Below are 17790 nucleotides of genomic sequence, written 5' to 3'. Positions count from 1 at the left end.
ACTCAGCCACTGTTTTGCGGCTGTTCCAGTTCCTCCAGGTCAAGTTGTTTCATAGCCGCAACGATCTGTGTGCGCCGGAACATGCCGAATTTTTTCAGGATAGAGGTCATATGGGCCTTCACCGTGGAAATGGAGAGGTCCATTTCGTAAGCGATCTGTTTGTTGAGCAGGCCCTGTGCCATATAGCTGAGCACCCGGTACTGCTGGGGGGTCAGGCTGCCGAGAATGCGGGCCATGTCCTGCCTTTCCGGATTTGGTTCCGGCCGGACTGTACGGGCATTTTCCGGCATCCAGACTTCGCCCCGGTCAATTGTCGCCAGGGCATGTGCCATTTCCGGCAGGGCCAGAGACTTGGCGATAAAACCCGCGGCGCCGCACTGCAGACACTGGTGAACCGTCGCCGGTCCCTCGTTGCCGGACACGATGATGATCGGCAGTTGCGGATAATGTTCGCGGATGAAAATCAGGCCGGAATAGCCGAAGGTGCCCGGCATCTGCAGATCGAGAAGCAGGAGGTCGGTATTTTCCGTATTTTCCAGCTTTTGCTGCAGATCGTCGAGGGAGCCCGCTTCATGTATGTTGCAGTCGCCGAAGGCCTGCCCGATGGCCTGTTGCAGGGCCGTGCGGAACAGCGGATGATCGTCGGCGATGATGATTGTTCTTTTGTCGTCCATGACCTGATGTATTTTTATCATCTCCCTGCCGGTCATGCTAGCGGCTTTGGGGATTGAGGTACAGAAAATATCGCCCGGAAACAGGGGTGATCGGGAAAACAAAAAAGCCGCTCACGAGTGAGACGGCCCAGTAAATGCTTTTCTCTGATACACCAGATATTGGAGCGGGCGATGAGATTCGAACTCACGACCCTAACCTTGGCAAGGTTATGCTCTACCCCTGAGCTACGCCCGCATTCCAATCTGGGGTAAGCCGCACAGGCGACTTGTGGGCGGATAATACGCAGATGTTTTCCAAATGCAAGTACAAAATCCAAATAAATATTAATTGATTGTTTTGCAAGACCGCCGCTATAAAAAAGCTGGTCCCGACAGGGTAAAAACGAGGGAAACTGGCGATAAATGAGCAGACCGGAAGAAGAAAAACTCTTTCAAAGTTTTGCAGATCTGGGAATCGAAACCCGGACCGTGCGGCATGAAGCTTTGTTCACCGTCGAGGAAAGTCAGGCCCTGCGCGGCACCATCGAAGGGGCCCACTGCAAGAACCTGCTGCTCAAGGACAAAAAAGGCTATCTTCTCCTTGTTGTGCTGCTGGAAGATCGTCGTTTGGATATCAAGGCGTTACAGAAAAGCGAACAGCTGCCGACAGGCCGGCTGAGCTTTGCCTCGGCGGAATTGATGCAGGAGGTGCTGGGTGTGACACCCGGGTCAGTCACCCCCTTCAGTCTGATCAATCTGCCGGATCATTACAGGGAGTCCGGCTTCTCCCTGATTCTGGACAGCCAGATGATGGAGCATGAGTTGCTGAACTATCATCCGCTGCATAACGAGGCGACCACCACAATCCGCAGCGAGGATCTGGAGAAATTCATTCGGCACTTCGGAATCGACCCGATAATTATGGATTTTGACGCCGCCGTTCTTTAACCGGGGCCCATTTCACTCTATATTAAGGGCAGCAGGAAATATTGCCCGAAACATAAGGACATAAAATGCAGCAGTATATTGATGGCGTAGACCAGAGCCAGCCCGGGCTGATTACCGATACCGATACGTCCACATTCATGGCGGATGTGATCGAGGCCTCCCAGCAGGTGCCGGTGCTTGTGGATTTCTGGGCCCCCTGGTGCGAGCCCTGCAAGGCGCTGACTCCGGTTCTGGAAAAAGTGGTGACCGAGGCGGGTGGTGCCGTGCGGCTGGCCAAGATCAATATTGACGAAAACGAACAGATTGCCGCCCAGATGCAGATCCGTTCAGTACCCACTGTGGTAGCCTTCAAGGATGGCCGTCCGGTGGATGCTTTTGCCGGGGCGCTGCCGGCGGACAAGATCAAGGAATTTATCGCCAAGTTCGCCGATGATATCGGCCCGTCCCCGATTGAGCAGATGCTGGAACAGGCCGGAATGCTGTTTGAGGAGCGGGATTTTGAAAGTGCCGGCGGCATCTATTCCCAGATTCTGCAGGCCGAACCCCAGAATGTGGAGGCCATTGCCGGGCTGGCCCGCGTCCTTATTGAAATGGGTGACCTGGAAAATGCGGGGAATGTTCTGAACAGCGCCCAGGCCAATCTGGAAAACAAGCCGGAAATTGCGTCGGCGCGGGCCGCACTTGAAATGGCAAAACAGGCCGGCGACCTTGGCGACGTCAAGGAGCTGGAGGCCAGTTTGTTCGAAAATCCAGACAATCATCAGGCCCGGTTTGACCTGGCCCTGGCCTTCTGGGCCCAGGGACGCCGGGACGAAGCCGGTGACCAGTTGCTGGAAATTATTGCCAGGGACCGGGAATGGAATGAGGACGGCGCCCGGGCCCAGCTTGTGAAATTCTTTGAGATTGCCGGCCCGACCGATCCTTTTACGGTAACGGCGCGGCGGAAGCTTTCAAGCCTTTTGTTTGCCTGAGGAGAGCCCATGTTCGGACTGGAGGAACTGCCAGAAGACATCCCGGTGTTTCCCTTGACCCGGGCGCTTTTGCTGCCCAAGAGTCAGCTGTTTCTCAATGTTTTTGAACCCCGTTATCTGGAAATGGTGAACCATGCGAGAGAGGGGCAGGGGGTCATCGGCATGATCCAGCCCCTGCCCGGGGACGGTGGCGGACCGGGCAGTATTGCCCTGGACAATCTGGGGTACGGTCCGGAAAATCCGCCGCTTCACAAGGCCGGCTGCCTGGGCATGATTTCCGATTTCGAGGTTACTGAAGGCGGTGCGGCCACAATCGTGCTGACCGGTCTTTGTCGTTTTGATGTGATTGAGGAACTGCCGCAGCGAAATCTGTACCGGGAGCTGAGGGTCAGTTATGACAATTATCCCGACGATTGCGAGGCGCCGCCCCGGTCCCCGGATATCGACCGGTACCGGTTGCAGGATATACTGATCAAGTCACTTGAGGCCCGTGATCTGTCCGCCGACTGGGGGGATTTTTTCGATGAGGCCGAAGATGAGGTCCTGGTCAATGAACTGGCCAAATATTGTGTGACCAGTTCCGGCGAGGCGCAAGCGGTGTTGGAGGCGAAAAACCTCAAAGACAGGTATGATCTGATGATCAATCTGCTGGAATTCAGTCTCGCCGGTCCGGCGGGCGTGGCCAACAAACATTATCATTAAAGGTGAAGCATGAGCGACGAACAACAACCGGAAAAGGAAAACTACGGCAAGGTGGATCCCAAGCTTCTGGAGGTTCTGGCCTGTCCGGTGACCAAGGAACCGCTGGAATATGACCGGGAGGCAGGGGAGCTGATCAGCCGCAAGGCGCACCTTGCCTTTCCCATTCGTGACGGCATTCCCATCATGCTGGTGGAGGAAGCCCGCGAACTGGAGGCCGACAAGGTTTAATTCAGGGCCTAGAGTGCCTCTCCCCTGAGAAGCCGGGGCAGATGTCCCACCGTGCCCCGGGCGTGACGCATAAAGAATTTCCTGAGCGGCGGGATTTCATTGACGATACCGAGGCCAACCTGCCGCGCCAGCCGTACCGGGGCAATATCGTTTGAAAACAGCCGTGTCAGGCCGTCTGTGACCAGGGCCAGGGTGGCATTGTCGGTGCGCCGCCAGCGGGCATAATGATCCAGCACATCTGCCGCCCCGATATCGCCGCCGAGCCGGGCCTGGTCGACGATTACTTCCAGCAATACGGCAATGTCCCGAAGTCCCAGATTGAAACCCTGTCCGGCAATCGGATGAATGCCGTGGGCGGCGTCACCGACCAGGCAGAAGCGATCAGCGGTGTAACGGTCCGCCAGCTGCAGAGTCAGCGGATAGGACCAGCGTTGTCCAAGGGATCGGACGTTGCCCAGAAAATCACCGAATTTCTTCTCAAGCTCCCGGTTAAACGCTTCCTCCGATAGTCCCATGATTGTGGGGGCCAAGTCCTCCGGTTCCGTCCAGACGATGGAGGACCGGTTGCCCAACAGCGGCAATATGGCGAAGGGGCCGCCCGGGAAGAACCGTTCATGGGCGATGCCGCCGTGATCTTTCTTGTGCTCCACCGTGGTGACAATGCCTTGCTGATGGTAGTCCCAGGTGCGGCAGCGAATGCCGTGCATGTCACGGAGCGGGGATCGTCGGCCTTCCGCCGCGACCAGCAGGGACGCTGTCAGTTTTTTGCCGCTGGCCAGGGTGACTGCCGTATGGCCCGTTGTGGTCTGGCAGTCCGTAATATGCTCCGGCATTAGCAGGGTGATGTTTTTCTCGGCAACCAGGGCCTCATAGAGCCCTTTGCGGATATGGCGGACCTCGACCATATAGCCCAGCGGTCCTTCGCCCAACTCCCTCTCGTCGAAATGAAGATACAGGGGTGAAAAGCCGTCTGTGACCCGGATATCGTTGATGGGCTGGGCTTCGAAGCCAATCTTTTCCCACAGGCCCAGGCTTTCCAGCATCACGTAGGGGGCGTGGGAGATGGCATAAGACCGGCCGTCGAAATCGTCGTTCAGGGTGCCGGTCAGGTCAGTCCGGTCAAGTAGGGTGCATGTCAGTCCCTGACGGGCAAGGCCGAGGGCCAGGGTCATGCCTGCGACACCGCTGCCTGAAATGATTACATCGCTGTTAAGGCTCATTATCCGTCCGGTCTTTAAGAAGGATCGGCGGCCCGAACTGTCAGAAAAGCGGGGCGGGTCGATCCGTGAAGCTACAGAAAATATATACAGAACTCATCCTGCCGCTGGCAATGTAATTTACGTGACTAAAAAATCATCATTTTCAAAAAATGCACAAAAAATAGTCATTAATAATTGATTAATTAATTGCCCTGGATTCTGTCTGTTCTTATTTATCGTTAAAAATCAATGTATTATAGATCATGTGGGATTCTGGCACGACTCTTGTAAAGACTCTGGCAACTCGGACATACAGGAGGAAGAGTCTATGAAATTAATAACTGCAATAATAAAGCCATTCAAACTGGATGAGGTGCGAGAAGCCCTTACCGGTATTGGCGTTGAAGGTCTCACTGTGAATGAGGTCAAAGGTTATGGCCGTCAACAAGGCCATTCCGAAATCTATCGCGGCGCCGAATATGACGTGGCCTTTGTACCGAAGGTTCGTCTTGAACTCGCCGTGAAAGGTGATCTTGTTGAGAAAGCAATCGAGGCTGTCAGGCAGGCTGCCTATTCGGGCCGCATTGGAGACGGCAAAATTTTTGTGGTCGACCTTGAACAGGCGATGCGGATCAGGACAGGAGAGACGGGCGAAGACGCCCTTTAGGAGAAGAAATATGAAAAAGTTATTACGTGGGACAGGTTTGTTTTTGGTCACTTCGGCTTTCATGGGCGTCTCTGCGGCTCATGCCGAAGTCAGTGAAGAAACAGCTTATATTTTAAATACACTATTGTTTTTGATTGGTGGTTTTCTGGTGATGTGGATGGCTGCAGGGTTCTGTATGCTGGAATCCGGTCTTGTGCGGACCAAAAATGTTGCCACCATTTGCCTCAAGAATATCGGTCTTTATGCCATTGCCGGCATCATGTACTACCTCATGGGTTATAACCTGATGTATATGGATGTGGCTGAAGCAACCGGCTTCATGGGTACATTCGCCATGTGGGGTCCGGGTGAAACCGCCGCTGCCGAAGCGATCGATGTATCAGGCGGCTATTCGTCAGCTTCCGACTGGTTCTTCCAGATGGTTTTTGTCGCCACCGCGGCCTCCATCGTATCAGGTACGCTGGCCGAGCGGATCAAGCTGTTTCCCTTCTTTATCTTTGTGGTTGTCCTGACCGGTGTGATTTATCCGATCCAGGGATCCTGGGAATGGGGTGCCGGCTGGCTCGACGGTAAAGGGTTCAGTGACTTTGCCGGTTCTACCCTTGTGCACTCAACCGGTGGCTGGGCCGCTCTGACCGGTGCCATCCTGCTTGGTGCCCGTAAAGGCAAATATGCTGCTGACGGTTCCGTGCGCCCGATCCCGGGTTCATCCCTGCCGCTGGCTACGCTTGGCACATTCATTCTGTGGCTCGGCTGGTTTGGTTTCAACGGCGCCTCACAGCTGGCACTTGGTTCTGCCATTGATGCGGTTGCGGTCTCACAGATCTTTGCCAACACCAACATGGCTGCTGCCGGCGGTGTGGTTGCTGCGATCCTGATGACCAAGCTCCTTTACAAGAAGGTTGACCTGACCATGGCCCTGAACGGCGCCCTTGCCGGTCTGGTGTCCATCACGGCCGAGCCGCTGACACCGACAATCGGTTCCGCCATCATCATCGGCGCCATTGGCGGTATCCTGGTTGTTCTGGCTGTGCCGCTTCTGGACAAGCTGAAAATCGATGATGTTGTCGGTGCGATCCCGGTTCACCTGGTTGCCGGTATCTGGGGCACTCTGGCTGTGCCGATCACCAACAGCGATGTGACTTTCGGTGCCCAGATCACGGGTGTGGTTGCCATCGGTGCCTTCGTTTCCATCGCAAGTGCCGTGGTATGGCTGGTGCTCAAATATACACTGGGTATCCGGATGAGCGAAGAAGATGAAGACCGTGGTGGTGACCTGGCTGAACTTGGCCTGGAAGCCTATCCGGAATTCGGTCACGGCTCTCAGAAGCTGTAACCTCAAAGGTTTGGTCTTTGGCTTGGGTCTTCTAGCTAACTGACCATCAGGCGGGCGCTCCTGTCCCTCATGAGCGTCCGCCTGTCCTTTTATAAAAATGAGCATTATTTATGCAGATGAGCAAAAGCTGGACAGTTTTTGCTCATTTTTTTTGCATTTTGCAATACGGCGATGTCTGGTCATATTTTGTTAATATACTGTTCGAGCAGATATTTTTCCGACTGGCATGGTTCTTGAGTAAAGCTTTCCCGCGAAAGGTCCAACTTCCGGGCCTTGAAGATGAGGGACATAGTATCATGGAAGCCTTTAAATCGGGCGCCGACGTATTTTTTGTACTGATCGGTGCCATACTTGTATTTGCCATGCATTCCGGTTTCGCCTTTCTTGAGGTGGGAACCGTGCGCAAAAAGAACCAGGTGAATGCCCTGGTGAAAATCATCACTGATTTCGGTATGTCTACCGTGGCCTATTTCTTTGTGGGCTACAGTGTGGCTTATGGGGTCAATTTCCTGACCAGTGCGGCTGAAATCAGCGGCATGACCGGGGAACTGTTTGCCGCCAACGGCTACGATCTGGTGAAATTCTTCTTTCTGCTGACCTTTGCCGCCGCCATTCCGGCGATTATTTCCGGCGGTATCGCAGAGCGGGCCAGGTTCGGCTCCCAATTGCTGGCGACGGCCGTTATCGTCGGACTGGTCTATCCCTTTTTCGAGGGAATGGTCTGGGGCGATACGCTGAATTTCCAGGGCATGATGGAAAGTACCTTCGGGGCGCCTTTCCATGATTTTGCCGGCTCCATTGTGGTGCATGCGGTCGGCGGCTGGCTGGCGCTTGGGGCAGTTGTTCTGCTGGGTGCGCGGATCGGCCGTTATCGCAAGGACGGCTCTCCGATTGGTATTCCGCCGTCAAATATTCCGTTTCTGGCGCTGGGGTCATGGATCCTCTGCATCGGCTGGTTCGGTTTCAATGTGATGAGTGCCCAGGCCGTGGACGGGGCCAGCGGGCTTGTGGCCATGAACAGTCTTATGGCGATGGTGGGCGGAATTCTGGCCGCCCTTGTCGTGGGCAAGAATGATCCGGGTTTTGTGCACAACGGTGCCCTGGCCGGTCTTGTAGCTGTTTGTGCCGGTTCCGATATCATGCATCCCCTGGGGGCGCTGGCTGTTGGTGCGATAGCCGGTGTGATCTTTGTGAAGCTGTTCGTCATCTGCCAGGAAAAATGGAAGATTGATGACGTGCTGGGTGTCTGGCCCCTGCATGGCCTGTGCGGCCTGTGGGGCGGTATTGCCGCCGGCATCTTCGGTCTCGAGGCGCTCTGGGGACTGGGTGGGGTCACCTTCCTGTCCCAACTCGTGGGCAGCCTTGTCGGGGCAGCCTTTGCTCTTGTCGCCGGGTTCATCGTTTACGGTGTGATCCGCCAGTTCATGGGCATCCGCCTTGATGAGGAAGAGGAGTTCCGCGGCGCGGACCTCAGCATCCACAAAATCTCCGCCTATCCGGAAGAAGACCTGACCATGAAATAGAGCTGCAAACCAGCTGTTTTCTGCAGGGGCGGTCCGTCGTGGCCGCCCCTTGTTGTTCGGGCCCGTTTCTTTGCTTGTTTCCCCACACGGGGACAAGTAAAGTAGCGCCAGATCAACAGAAGGATTTTGTGTTTGCTCAATTCCCGCCTTAAAGCTTTGCCGGACTACCCCTTTCCCCGCATGCGGGCCTTGCTCGGTGAAATATCCCCCGGTGATCCGGATGGGCTGAACATGTCAGTGGGTGAGCCGCAGCATGCCATTCCGGATTTCGTCGCCGATATTCTGGATCGGGAGCGGGCAACCTATCATAAATATCCGCCGGTCGCGGGAACCCCGGACTGGCAGCAGGCGGTGGCCGGCTGGCTCGAACGGCGTTTTGAAATTGCTTCGGGCACCATCGGGGCCGATCATCTTGTCCCCCTCTCCGGCAGTCGCGAGGGGTTGTTCGCCATCGGGATGGTGACCATTGATCGCCGCAAGAACGGTCAGATGCCGGCTGTGCTGATGCCCAATCCATTTTATCAGCCCTATGCGGGTGCCGCGATTGCCGCCGGGGCGGAGCCGGTCTATGTGAATGCAGAGGCGAAAGACGGGTTTCTGCCGGATTACGAGGCTTTGCCGAAGGAGCTTCTGGAGCGGACGGCCCTGTGCTTTATCTGCAGCCCGGCCAATCCCCAGGGCAGTCTCGCTTCGCTTGACTATCTGAAAAAGGCAATCCTGCTGGCCCGGAAATATGATTTCGTGCTGGTCGGCGATGAGTGTTATTCGGAAATCTATGACAGTGAGGTGCCGGCGGGAATTTTGCAGGCTTGCGTGGAGCTTGCAAAAGAAGGCAAGGGGGATGCGGACAACCCCTTCCACAATGTGGTCTGTTTCAATTCGCTGTCGAAACGATCCAATCTGGCCGGTCTTCGCTCCGCCTTTATGGCGGGCGATCCGGTAATTGCCGCAGAATGCCGCAGGTTGCGCAATTACGGAGGCTCCCCCCTGCCGTTGCCTGTCTATGCGGCCTCTGCAGCAGCCTGGCGTGATGAAGAGCATGTGATTGAAAACCGGGCCCTTTACCGCCGCAAGTTTGATCTGGCGGAAAAATATCTTTCAGGACGGTTTGGCTTTATCCGGCCGCCGGGCGGTTTTTGCCTCTGGCTCGATGTGGGCGACGGCGAAGAAGCGACCAAAGCGTTATGGCGGGAAGCGGGGATAAAGGTACTGCCAGGGGCCTATCTTGCCCGGGAAGGCCAAAACGGTGTCAACCCCGGCGTTCCCTACATCCGGCTTGTGCTGGTACATGGGGAGGAGCTGCTGGAGCCGACCCTCGCCAAAATTGCCACAATTTTATAGAACAGTAATTTTTGTAAAACGTATAACTTGTAATATATTAATGAGCAGACAATAAATTTAGGATTGTTTTTTGGCTAACAGACGGAAAGATATAAAAAAATCGGCACGAAAGGCATTGTTGCCCGAGGCCGTGACAGAATTCCTGAAAAAGGCTTTAATCCGCAGCTGGGGACTGTTGCTGGTGGCGGTTGGCCTGGTGGCCTATGCCTCCTTTATCAGTTATGACGTACATGACCCGAGCTGGAACAACGAAGTCACCGGCAGGGCGGGAAACTGGCTCGGTGCGCCGGGGGCCCATGTGGCCGACCTGCTGATCCAGTCCCTGGGCCTGGGTGCTGTGGTTCTGGTCTTTCCTTTACTGACATGGGGCTGGCGGATTATTTCCCTGCAGGGCCTGCCGTTCCTGTTTCGTCACCTGATCCTTCTGCCCATTGCAGTGCTTTTGGCAACGTTGGCGGGCTCACTGTTTCCCACCAGTTCCGCCTGGCCCCTGACCACCGGTATGGGGGGCATCCTTGGCGATCTTCTCGAAGACAACCTGATGTCGGTCTGGGCCAGGACAGGCATCAATGCCTATCCGGTGCTCATGGGGATAGTGGCCCTGGTGCTGACAGTGATCTGTCTGTTGTATGTTCTGGGTCTGGAACGATCAGAATGGCGCGCCATGGGTCGTTTCCTGATGACGTCCCTGATGACCGGCCTTCGGTCTGTCGGAGCGGCGGCGCGCTGGTTCGGGCGTCAGTTCCGTGGACCACAGCCCGGTGAGGAAAATGTGGTTGATGTCTCTGGCAAGAATAAAAAGGCCCGCAAGGAGCCGGTGATTCAGAAAACCGCAGAGCCCGTGGAACAGAAAAGCATTCCTGTGGTGGATGCTCCGAAGCCGAGGGAGCCCAGGAGCCGCCGGGAGGAAAAGGAAAAACAGCCTATGCTGGACCTGGGAGACGGCGAGTTTGCCTTGCCGCCGCTCAATCTGCTCAGCAAGGCCCAGCCGTTGAGCAAGGATGAAAAACTGTCCCGCGAGGCGCTGGAACAAAATGCCCGGATGCTGGAATCCGTCCTCGATGACTTCGGCATCCAGGGTGAAATCGTCAAGGTTCGCCCGGGTCCGGTGGTCACGCTCTATGAGCTCGAACCGTCGCCGGGAACCAAATCATCGCGCGTGATCAATCTGGCTGACGATATTGCGAGGAGCATGAGCGCCGTCTCCGCCCGTGTGGCGGTGGTGCCGGGCAAGAATGCCATTGGCATCGAGCTTCCCAACAGCAAGCGGGAAATTGTCGCCCTGAGAGAGCTTCTGACCAGTCCGGCCTATGAAGATACCAAAGCCAAACTGCCGATGACCCTGGGCAAGGATATTGGCGGCGGGCCGGTGATCGCAGATCTGGCCTCGATGCCCCACCTGCTGGTGGCGGGGACCACCGGCTCCGGCAAGTCCGTGGCCATCAATGTGATGATCCTGTCACTGCTGTACAAGCTGACACCGGCACAATGCCGTTTGATCATGATTGATCCGAAAATGCTGGAACTGTCGGTCTATGACAATATTCCCCATTTGCTGACGCCGGTGGTCACCGATCCCAAGAAGGCGGTGGTTGCCCTGAAATGGGCGGTTCAGGAAATGGACAACCGCTATCAGAATATCGCCAAGCTGCAGGTGCGCAATATTTCCGCCTATAACCAGCGTCTGGAGCAGGCCCGCAAGAAGGGCGAGGATATCATCCGTAGGGTCCAGACCGGATTTGACCCGGAAAGTGGCGAACCGGTCTATGAAGAGGAGCATCTGGACCTGACCCCGTTGCCCATGATTGTCATTGTGGTGGACGAGATGGCGGACCTGATGCTTGTGGCCGGCAAGGATATCGAGGTGCTGATCCAGCGTCTGGCCCAGAAGGCCCGGGCCGCGGGCATTCACCTGATCATGGCCACGCAAAGGCCGTCGGTGGACGTGATTACCGGCACCATCAAGGCCAACCTGGCGACCCGTATCAGCTTCCAGGTCACCTCGAAGATCGATAGCCGTACCATCCTTGGTGAACAGGGGGCGGAGCAGCTACTCGGTATGGGCGACATGCTCTATATGGCCGGTGGCGGGCGCATCACCCGTGTGCATGGTCCATTTGTCAGTGACGAGGAAGTGGAGCGTGTGGCCGATGAACTGAGAAAGCAGGGCTGGCCCGATTATCTGGAAAATGTCACCGAGGAGCCGGAGGAAGGGTTCGAAAACACCTTCCTTCAGCATGCGGTCAGTGACGGCAATGGTAGCAAATCCAGTGGCGACGACCTTTATGACCAGGCCGTGGCCATCGTGGCGCGGGACGGCAAGGCGTCCACCAGTTATGTGCAGCGTCAGTTGCAGATCGGCTATAACCGGGCCGCCAATATCATTGACCGCATGGAACGGGAAGGGGTCGTCAGCGCCGCCAACCATGTGGGCAAGCGGGAAGTGCTGATCCAGGATCATAGCGGCGAGGGCTGATGCCTTATTTTGATCCCAAAACCGCTCTAGTATGCTCGGGGGCGGGAGAGTTGGAAAAGATGATGAACAGACTTATGTTGACGGCTTTCATGGCCATTTCAGGGATTTTCCTTGCGGTGCCGGCCTCATTCGCCATTGAACGGACAAACCAGGTGGATGTGGGCCCTGCCGAACCGGCCCCGAGCCTGGTTACCGGTGAAGACCGGACAGAGGTCATCACCCGCATCGAGCAAGGCCTGAATAAGGTCAAAAGCCTGACAGCCCAGTTTATCCAGCGGGCCCCGGACGGTGCTGTATCGGAAGGGACCATTTACCTGGAACGTCCGGGGAAACTTCGTTTTGACTACGAAGATGATCTTCCCTTCCTCATTGTCAGCGACGGCTCCATGCTCAGTTTTATCGACTATGAGGTGGATCAGGTAACCCGCTGGCCCATCGGCAAGACACCGCTTGGTATACTGGTGGACGACGTTGTGAGCCTGACAGAGAAAGTGGAAGTGCCGGAAATCATCCGCTTTGCCGGTCTGCTCAAGGTGCCGGTGATTGACATGGACCGGGAAGAGCAGGGCTATATCACCCTGATATTCGAGGAATCCACGATGGAACTCAGAGCCTGGGAAGTCATGGACGCCCAAGGCTATCTGACCCGGGTTGCCCTGGTCAATCCACAGTATAATGTGGACATTGACAAGGATCGCTTCACTTTCAAGGATCCGCGGCCGATCAGCAAGCGGCCCTTTCACGGACCCCGTAAATAAGCCTGGGTCTGGCTCAAAGGGGATAAACAACATATTTTTGATGTAAAAGCATCTTTGAAACCAATATGTTATAACTTATCTTTAAAAATACCCTTGAAACTATTGCCCTTTTACTTATCTCTAATATGCGAGCCGGGGTTGCTCATATGATCTACACTTCCTCAGATTATCCAGTTCCCCGGTTTGCCGGCAAGAGGTTTCCCTCCCCCTCCCTCTTGCCTAGCATAGCGTAGACTGCCCGGTCAGATCATCTGACCGGGTTTTTTTCATTCTGTACTTGTGAAAGCCTGCAGGCGCGACTAGTAATGAGGCGGATGGCACAGTCAGGAAGTTCCGGTATGAATGATCAAGATATCGACATCGAGGATTATCCCACTCTCTTGCAGGTCGGGCGTTTTGCCCGTCTGATCCCCCATACCGACTGGTTCCGCAATGTGGGTGAGCCGCTCAGTCCGGCCCTGCGGGAAAAGGCCCGGGCCTATCTTGACGCGCTCGGCTTTCCCGGCGCGGATATCGCCCAGATTCTTGACTGGGACGAAGCGGCGGCGACCATGGAAACCAATGACTGGAACAGCCCCTGGTGGGAAGCGGAAGAGCAGCTTCTGGCAAGCCTGGCGGCAACGGCCCAGGAAATGCTTGACCCGGATGCGCTGCAGGTGGCGCTGACCCTGGTTCATACCCAGGCTTCTGAATATGTCACTGAAAATCTTCTGACCACAGCGGACATGTGGGGCATTCATGACGACGAACTGATCCGGGCGGCGGCGGGAACCGCCATACATTGCTGTTACCAGACCGCGTTGATGATTGCCGTCGGGGAAGAGGAGGACCACCCTTTCGCCCTCAAGTTCCAGCTTTTTGAAGAAGGCTGGTGGCCGCTGGGCATCGTGGGCAATACCTTCAATATCTTCTGATCATCACCATATCTGCAGCAGACAGGCAAAAGGCAACAGTTAGGGAAATTCATGACGACGGCAAGATTGGCAACCTGGAACATCAACAGTGTCAGAACAAGGCTCGATCTGGTTGACCGCTTTATCGACGAGGAATCGCCGGATATCCTGTGTCTGCAGGAAACCAAGGTTCAGGACCATATGTTTCCCGTCAAGTTTTTCGCTGAACGTGGATATGAACATGCGGCCCTTGCCGGACAGAAAAGCTATCACGGGGTGGCCACATTTTCCCGTATCCCGTTCGAAAACCGCGGTCGCAGAGACTGGTGCGGCAAGGGTGACGCCCGTCATGTAGAAGTGGTTTTGCCGGGTGACGTGGCCCTGCATAACTTTTATGTTCCGGCTGGCGGGGACGAACCCGACGTGGCCGTGAATGATAAATTTGCCCACAAGCTGGACTTTCTGGACGAAATGACCATGTGGTCGGAAGATCTGCCCGGCGATGGCCGGCATATTCTGGTGGGGGACCTGAATATCGCCCCGCTGGAGCAGGATGTCTGGGATCATAAAAAACTTCTCCGGGTGGTCAGCCATACGCCTGTGGAGGTGGAGCGAATGAAAACCCTTCAGGAGGCCCATAACTGGCACGACGTGATGCGTCAGTTTGTTCCCGATGACGAAAAACTCTATAGCTGGTGGTCTTACCGGGCAAAGGACTGGCGCACTGCCAACAAGGGGCGCCGGCTGGATCATGTCTGGGTCAGTCCGGCCCTGAAACACACCCCCCGATCCATGCGGGTGGTGGAGGAAGCCAGGGGCTGGGAAAGGCCTTCGGATCATGCACCTGTGCTTGTGGAGTTCGAATTTTAGAACATGTTGCAATTAACGCTTTGTTAAGGTTTTGGTAAACCCTTTCCGGTAAAATGGCTTGTGGTCAGAAAGACCCCAATTGGATGCTATTTTATTTATGACAAAATCGTCGAAACTGACATATTTATGTACAAGAAGTATTTCTGTGCAGGAAATTCCCCCGGATCACCCGGTCAGGCTGTTTTCAGAACACTGGCAGAAACTTGGTGCTGCCGGGGCAGTTCCTGCGCGTCAGGACTTTTCGCCCATAGATGTGCCGGCTCTTCTGCCCTATCTGGTGGTGCAGGAGCTTGTGGAAACCGGAACCGGACTGGATCTGCGCACCCGGCTTGAAGGGGAATTTCTGGTTTCCCTCACCGGGGGAAGAAATGTGGGTAATTCCCTCAGGAATATACTCGGGGCGGCGGAGTACCAGGCCCGGCTGGTTGAGGCAGAGGAAATCCGGCAGGCCAGAGAAATGCATTTCTCCGAGATAGAAGCACGGGACCATGTTGGTGACATGCACAAGCTGTTTCGGGGAACATTCCCCTTTGTACTGGAGGAAGACAAAATCGGTCAGTTTTTCACGGTCATGGGAGACAGGCACGTCACCCTGTTATAATTACTGTTCCGTCCGGTGTGCTTCGATCCGGTAGCCAATGGCGGCACAATCCTCATAAACATCGGTTTTGCGGCTGGAAACCTCGACAGCAGAAACCTGAGCCCGGCTGAAACACAGATCCACAATATCCCGGCACAGGCTTTCCTGCAGATTATAGTGCCGGGCCTCGATCAGTTCTATGATGCCTGTTCGCAGGAAGTCATAGTCCAGAACCTCCTCGATGTGGTCCTGTTCCGGACACGCCGTATCTACGGTCAGCACGATATTAAAGACAAGCCGCTGCGGTGCGGCCCGTTCGTGCTCATGGATGCCGATAGAGGCCAAAGTCTCGAAGTTTTCCAGAATGATCTGACGCCGGATGACCTGATAGGATTTCATTCAGAGGATCCTTTGCTGAGATATTTTTCCGCAATATTCGCCACATCCCGGTTCATACGCAGGTTTTTCTGGCCGCCATCCAGCGGAATAACCGCCGCGTTGAAGGAGGGCGTGTCGATCAGGTGACGAACGGTCCGGGCGATATCTTCCGGTGTGCAGGCGGCTTCATTGAGATTGAAATGGCGGGTCAGCTCGAAATTTTCCTCTGACTGGTCGCCGCTGAGCAGGGTCAGGCCGGGGGCGACCGCATTGACACGGACTCTCGGAGCCATGGCCATGGCGGTGGCCTCCGTGGCGCCGGCAAGGGCGTATTTGCTGAGACTGTAGGAGAGGAAATCCGGGTTCATGGCAAAGATGCTGCTGTCGATGATATTGACCACACTGCCTTTGTCTGTCTCTTCCAGCGCCTCATAGAGGCTCCGGGTCAGTTGCAGCGGCGCGCGCAGGTTGACTTCCATATGATCGCGAAAGGAAGTTTCGCTCAGGGAAAACAGGCTGTCATCCATGAAAAGAGAGGCATTGTTGACCAGATGGCGCAACGGTGGCGTCTGGGCGCCGGAAAGCTGCGGAACCAGGTCCTGCACCTGCCGGTAGTCGGCGAGATCGGCTTTGACCAGGCTGGCGCTGCCGCCCCGGGTCAGAATGTCTTCCCGGGTTTGCCGGGCCTCCTGTTCCGAGTGGTGGTAGTGCAGATGGATGTGATACCCGGCTTCCGCAAGGGTCAGGGCAATCTGGCGGCCGATCCGCCGGGCTGCGCCGGTCACGAGAATACTGCTGTCCATTGGTCCCTTCCGTTTGAGTTACAGGAGAATAGCCTGACCAGTCACGTCAGTTCAAGCGCAATAGAGGATTTCAGGAAAGGTCGTTGATGGACATGTCGGCCCGTTTCCACCAGGGAATCTCCGGGCCGCCATAACCGTCCGTACACAGGGCCCTGTCCGGATCTCCGCTGAAGGTCACCGTATTGGTCGGGGTTTCTTCGATTTCAAGCTTTCGGCAGACAATGCCGAGGCCGAGTTCATCAAGGAAGGCATTGATTTTACCGAACAGGCAGGCGCAAAGCGCCTCGGTTGTCGGATCGCCGGGCGTAATCAGAAGATGAGCCAGATTTTCCGGCTCATTGTCCCGGAAATAGCCGATCAGCGGGTCCTTGTCCGACAAATGAAGACTATGGTCCAGATGATTATCAATCCACTGGTGCCAGGTTTTCTTCAGGGTCTCGAAAGGCGCCATCATATTGGCCTGGCCGTCAAGAGTGTCGTTGTCGGGGCGGCACAGATGGACTTTGACAAATTCATTATGTCCGTGCGGCACAAAGCAACGGCTGTCCTTCAGGCTGTACAGCCTGTGAGACATGGAATATCGCCGTGTAAAACAGATTTCAAACATCATGTGCCCGCTAACAATGAATAACTGGCGCTTGATATATCAGTGTGGCGGCAAAGTCCAGAAAAGAGTCCGGTGAGTGCCGGTGTGCCTGCCCGTCAGTCACCCAGGCGATAACCGCCGGGTTCGGTGATCAGGATCCGGGCGTTGGACGGATCGGGTTCAATTTTCTGGCGCAGCCGGTAGATATGGGTCTCGAGCGTATGGGTGGTGACCCCCGCGTTATATTCCCAGACCTCGTCCAGCAGAACCTCCCGGCTGACCGCAGTGCCTTCAGCCCGCTTCAGGTATTTCAGGATGCTGGTTTCCTTCTCGGTCAGGCGGACTTTCTCGTCGGTTTCCCGATTAGTCAGCGTCTTTTCGCCCGGCTTGAACAGATAGGGGCCGATGGTGAAAGAGGCGTCCTCGCTGATACTATGCTGGCGCAGATGGGCGCGAATGCGGGCAAGCAGGACCCCGAATTTGAAAGGTTTGGTGACATAGTCATTTGCCCCGGCATCCAGTCCCAGAATGGTATCCGCGTCGGAATCATTGGCCGTCAGCATGATGATGGGAATGCGAACGTTTGATTTGCGCATCATGCGGCAGATTTCCCGGCCGTCAATATCGGGCAAGCCCACGTCGAGTACCACAAGGTCAAAGCTGCTGTCCTTGGCCGCTTTCAGGCCTTCCATGCCGGTGCCGGCCTGTTCGGTGGCAAACTCCTCATGGAAGGCGAGCTGTTCGGCCAGGATGGCGCGAAGATCCTCGTCATCATCCACCAAAAGGATCCGGTAGGTCTGGGCCATGGCAATTTTCCCTCTGTATTCTGTTCTTTTTTGGGTTACAACACTATATATGGCATAAGCCAAGTATATCAG

General features: G+C 55.6%; 19 protein-coding genes and 1 tRNA gene. 13 read left to right on the top strand and 7 right to left on the bottom strand.

What is annotated here, in order from left to right; translation table 11 throughout:
• Positions 1-2: 2 nt before the first annotated feature.
• On the bottom strand, positions 3-695 hold the full coding sequence (locus ACN0YD_RS13140) for a response regulator (protein ID WP_417320502.1): 693 nt from the start codon (positions 693-695) through the stop codon (positions 3-5).
• A gap of 139 nt (positions 696-834) precedes the next feature.
• Positions 835-909 (bottom strand) — tRNA-Gly (locus ACN0YD_RS13135).
• Positions 910-1076: 167 nt separating this feature from the next.
• Between ACN0YD_RS13135 and ACN0YD_RS13130 the strand changes: the two genes are divergently transcribed.
• The 4 genes from ACN0YD_RS13130 (at position 1077) to ACN0YD_RS13115 (ending at position 3502) form a co-directional block, all read left to right on the top strand.
• Positions 1077-1601, top strand: coding sequence for a prolyl-tRNA synthetase associated domain-containing protein (locus ACN0YD_RS13130; RefSeq protein WP_417320500.1), 525 nt, complete (start codon positions 1077-1079; stop codon positions 1599-1601).
• A 65-nt stretch (positions 1602-1666) separates the two neighbouring features.
• Positions 1667-2572 carry a thioredoxin gene (trxA, locus tag ACN0YD_RS13125; RefSeq protein ID WP_417320498.1) on the top strand — a complete coding sequence of 302 codons (906 nt, stop codon included), beginning with the start codon at positions 1667-1669 and terminating at the stop codon, positions 2570-2572.
• A 9-nt stretch (positions 2573-2581) separates the two neighbouring features.
• Positions 2582-3274, top strand: a complete 693-nt coding sequence (locus ACN0YD_RS13120) for an LON peptidase substrate-binding domain-containing protein (RefSeq protein WP_417320496.1) — start codon at positions 2582-2584, stop codon at positions 3272-3274.
• Between the two features lie 9 nt (positions 3275-3283).
• A complete protein-coding gene (locus ACN0YD_RS13115; RefSeq protein WP_417320494.1) occupies positions 3284-3502 on the top strand; it encodes a Trm112 family protein in 219 nt (72 codons plus the stop codon).
• A gap of 8 nt (positions 3503-3510) precedes the next feature.
• On the opposite strand, the gene ACN0YD_RS13110 is transcribed toward ACN0YD_RS13115, so the two are convergent.
• Positions 3511-4722: a UbiH/UbiF/VisC/COQ6 family ubiquinone biosynthesis hydroxylase gene (locus ACN0YD_RS13110; protein WP_417320492.1), complete on the bottom strand. Its 1212-nt coding sequence runs from the start codon at positions 4720-4722 to the stop codon at positions 3511-3513.
• Positions 4723-5029: 307 nt separating this feature from the next.
• Here ACN0YD_RS13110 and ACN0YD_RS13105 point away from each other — a divergent pair, with 307 nt between their 5' ends.
• The 9 genes from ACN0YD_RS13105 to ACN0YD_RS13065 all read left to right on the top strand — a co-directional run bounded on the left by ACN0YD_RS13105 (position 5030) and on the right by ACN0YD_RS13065 (position 15166).
• The gene (locus ACN0YD_RS13105; protein WP_417320490.1) at positions 5030-5368 is read left to right on the top strand and encodes a P-II family nitrogen regulator; all 339 of its coding nucleotides are present in this window, start codon (positions 5030-5032) and stop codon (positions 5366-5368) included.
• Positions 5369-5378: 10 nt separating this feature from the next.
• Positions 5379-6704: an ammonium transporter gene (locus ACN0YD_RS13100; protein WP_417320488.1), complete on the top strand. Its 1326-nt coding sequence runs from the start codon at positions 5379-5381 to the stop codon at positions 6702-6704.
• Positions 6705-7000: 296 nt separating this feature from the next.
• Positions 7001-8227, top strand: a complete 1227-nt coding sequence (locus ACN0YD_RS13095) for an ammonium transporter (RefSeq protein WP_417320486.1) — start codon at positions 7001-7003, stop codon at positions 8225-8227.
• A 132-nt stretch (positions 8228-8359) separates the two neighbouring features.
• On the top strand, positions 8360-9568 hold the full coding sequence (locus ACN0YD_RS13090) for an aminotransferase class I/II-fold pyridoxal phosphate-dependent enzyme (RefSeq protein ID WP_417320485.1): 1209 nt from the start codon (positions 8360-8362) through the stop codon (positions 9566-9568).
• Positions 9569-9638: 70 nt separating this feature from the next.
• On the top strand, positions 9639-12044 hold the full coding sequence (locus ACN0YD_RS13085; protein WP_417320483.1) for a DNA translocase FtsK: 2406 nt from the start codon (positions 9639-9641) through the stop codon (positions 12042-12044).
• A gap of 59 nt (positions 12045-12103) precedes the next feature.
• Positions 12104-12802: a LolA family protein gene (locus ACN0YD_RS13080; RefSeq protein ID WP_417320481.1), complete on the top strand. Its 699-nt coding sequence runs from the start codon at positions 12104-12106 to the stop codon at positions 12800-12802.
• Between the two features lie 338 nt (positions 12803-13140).
• Entirely contained in the window at positions 13141-13716 is a 576-nt protein-coding gene (locus ACN0YD_RS13075) for a hypothetical protein (RefSeq protein WP_417320479.1), read from the top strand.
• A gap of 51 nt (positions 13717-13767) precedes the next feature.
• The gene (gene xth, locus ACN0YD_RS13070; protein WP_417320477.1) at positions 13768-14565 is read left to right on the top strand and encodes an exodeoxyribonuclease III; all 798 of its coding nucleotides are present in this window, start codon (positions 13768-13770) and stop codon (positions 14563-14565) included.
• Between the two features lie 145 nt (positions 14566-14710).
• The gene (locus tag ACN0YD_RS13065; protein WP_417320475.1) at positions 14711-15166 is read left to right on the top strand and encodes a PAS domain-containing protein; all 456 of its coding nucleotides are present in this window, start codon (positions 14711-14713) and stop codon (positions 15164-15166) included.
• On the opposite strand, the gene ACN0YD_RS13060 is transcribed toward ACN0YD_RS13065, so the two are convergent.
• From ACN0YD_RS13060 to ACN0YD_RS13045, 4 genes are all read right to left on the bottom strand, one after another.
• On the bottom strand, positions 15167-15544 hold the full coding sequence (locus ACN0YD_RS13060) for a dihydroneopterin aldolase (protein WP_417320474.1): 378 nt from the start codon (positions 15542-15544) through the stop codon (positions 15167-15169).
• Positions 15541-16326, bottom strand: coding sequence for an SDR family NAD(P)-dependent oxidoreductase (locus ACN0YD_RS13055; protein WP_417320473.1), 786 nt, complete (start codon positions 16324-16326; stop codon positions 15541-15543). The genes ACN0YD_RS13060 and ACN0YD_RS13055 overlap by 4 nt, the downstream gene beginning before the upstream one ends.
• Positions 16327-16396: 70 nt before the next feature.
• A complete protein-coding gene (locus ACN0YD_RS13050) occupies positions 16397-16933 on the bottom strand; it encodes a 6-pyruvoyl trahydropterin synthase family protein (RefSeq protein ID WP_417320746.1) in 537 nt (178 codons plus the stop codon).
• A gap of 95 nt (positions 16934-17028) precedes the next feature.
• Positions 17029-17718 carry a response regulator transcription factor gene (locus tag ACN0YD_RS13045; protein ID WP_417320471.1) on the bottom strand — a complete coding sequence of 230 codons (690 nt, stop codon included), beginning with the start codon at positions 17716-17718 and terminating at the stop codon, positions 17029-17031.
• Between the last annotated feature and the right edge of the window lie 72 nt (positions 17719-17790).

Origin of the sequence: Emcibacter sp. (genome assembly GCF_048269205.1) — a bacterium.
Lineage (GTDB): Bacteria > Pseudomonadota > Alphaproteobacteria > Sphingomonadales > Emcibacteraceae > Emcibacter.
The sequence above is the reverse complement of the archived record's forward strand: the minus strand, read 5'-3'. Positions and strand labels throughout refer to the sequence as shown.

Coding starts and splice junctions, on each gene's coding strand:
- ACN0YD_RS13140 (WP_417320502.1), bottom strand. CDS start 695: ATGATAAAAATACATCAGGTCATGGACGACAAAAGAACAATCATCATC.
- ACN0YD_RS13130 (WP_417320500.1), top strand. CDS start 1,077: ATGAGCAGACCGGAAGAAGAAAAACTCTTTCAAAGTTTTGCAGATCTG.
- trxA (WP_417320498.1), top strand. CDS start 1,667: ATGCAGCAGTATATTGATGGCGTAGACCAGAGCCAGCCCGGGCTGATT.
- ACN0YD_RS13120 (WP_417320496.1), top strand. CDS start 2,582: ATGTTCGGACTGGAGGAACTGCCAGAAGACATCCCGGTGTTTCCCTTG.
- ACN0YD_RS13115 (WP_417320494.1), top strand. CDS start 3,284: ATGAGCGACGAACAACAACCGGAAAAGGAAAACTACGGCAAGGTGGAT.
- ACN0YD_RS13110 (WP_417320492.1), bottom strand. CDS start 4,722: ATGAGCCTTAACAGCGATGTAATCATTTCAGGCAGCGGTGTCGCAGGC.
- ACN0YD_RS13105 (WP_417320490.1), top strand. CDS start 5,030: ATGAAATTAATAACTGCAATAATAAAGCCATTCAAACTGGATGAGGTG.
- ACN0YD_RS13100 (WP_417320488.1), top strand. CDS start 5,379: ATGAAAAAGTTATTACGTGGGACAGGTTTGTTTTTGGTCACTTCGGCT.
- ACN0YD_RS13095 (WP_417320486.1), top strand. CDS start 7,001: ATGGAAGCCTTTAAATCGGGCGCCGACGTATTTTTTGTACTGATCGGT.
- ACN0YD_RS13080 (WP_417320481.1), top strand. CDS start 12,104: ATGATGAACAGACTTATGTTGACGGCTTTCATGGCCATTTCAGGGATT.
- ACN0YD_RS13075 (WP_417320479.1), top strand. CDS start 13,141: ATGAATGATCAAGATATCGACATCGAGGATTATCCCACTCTCTTGCAG.
- xth (WP_417320477.1), top strand. CDS start 13,768: ATGACGACGGCAAGATTGGCAACCTGGAACATCAACAGTGTCAGAACA.
- ACN0YD_RS13060 (WP_417320474.1), bottom strand. CDS start 15,544: ATGAAATCCTATCAGGTCATCCGGCGTCAGATCATTCTGGAAAACTTC.
- ACN0YD_RS13055 (WP_417320473.1), bottom strand. CDS start 16,326: ATGGACAGCAGTATTCTCGTGACCGGCGCAGCCCGGCGGATCGGCCGC.
- ACN0YD_RS13050 (WP_417320746.1), bottom strand. CDS start 16,933: ATGTTTGAAATCTGTTTTACACGGCGATATTCCATGTCTCACAGGCTG.
- ACN0YD_RS13045 (WP_417320471.1), bottom strand. CDS start 17,718: ATGGCCCAGACCTACCGGATCCTTTTGGTGGATGATGACGAGGATCTT.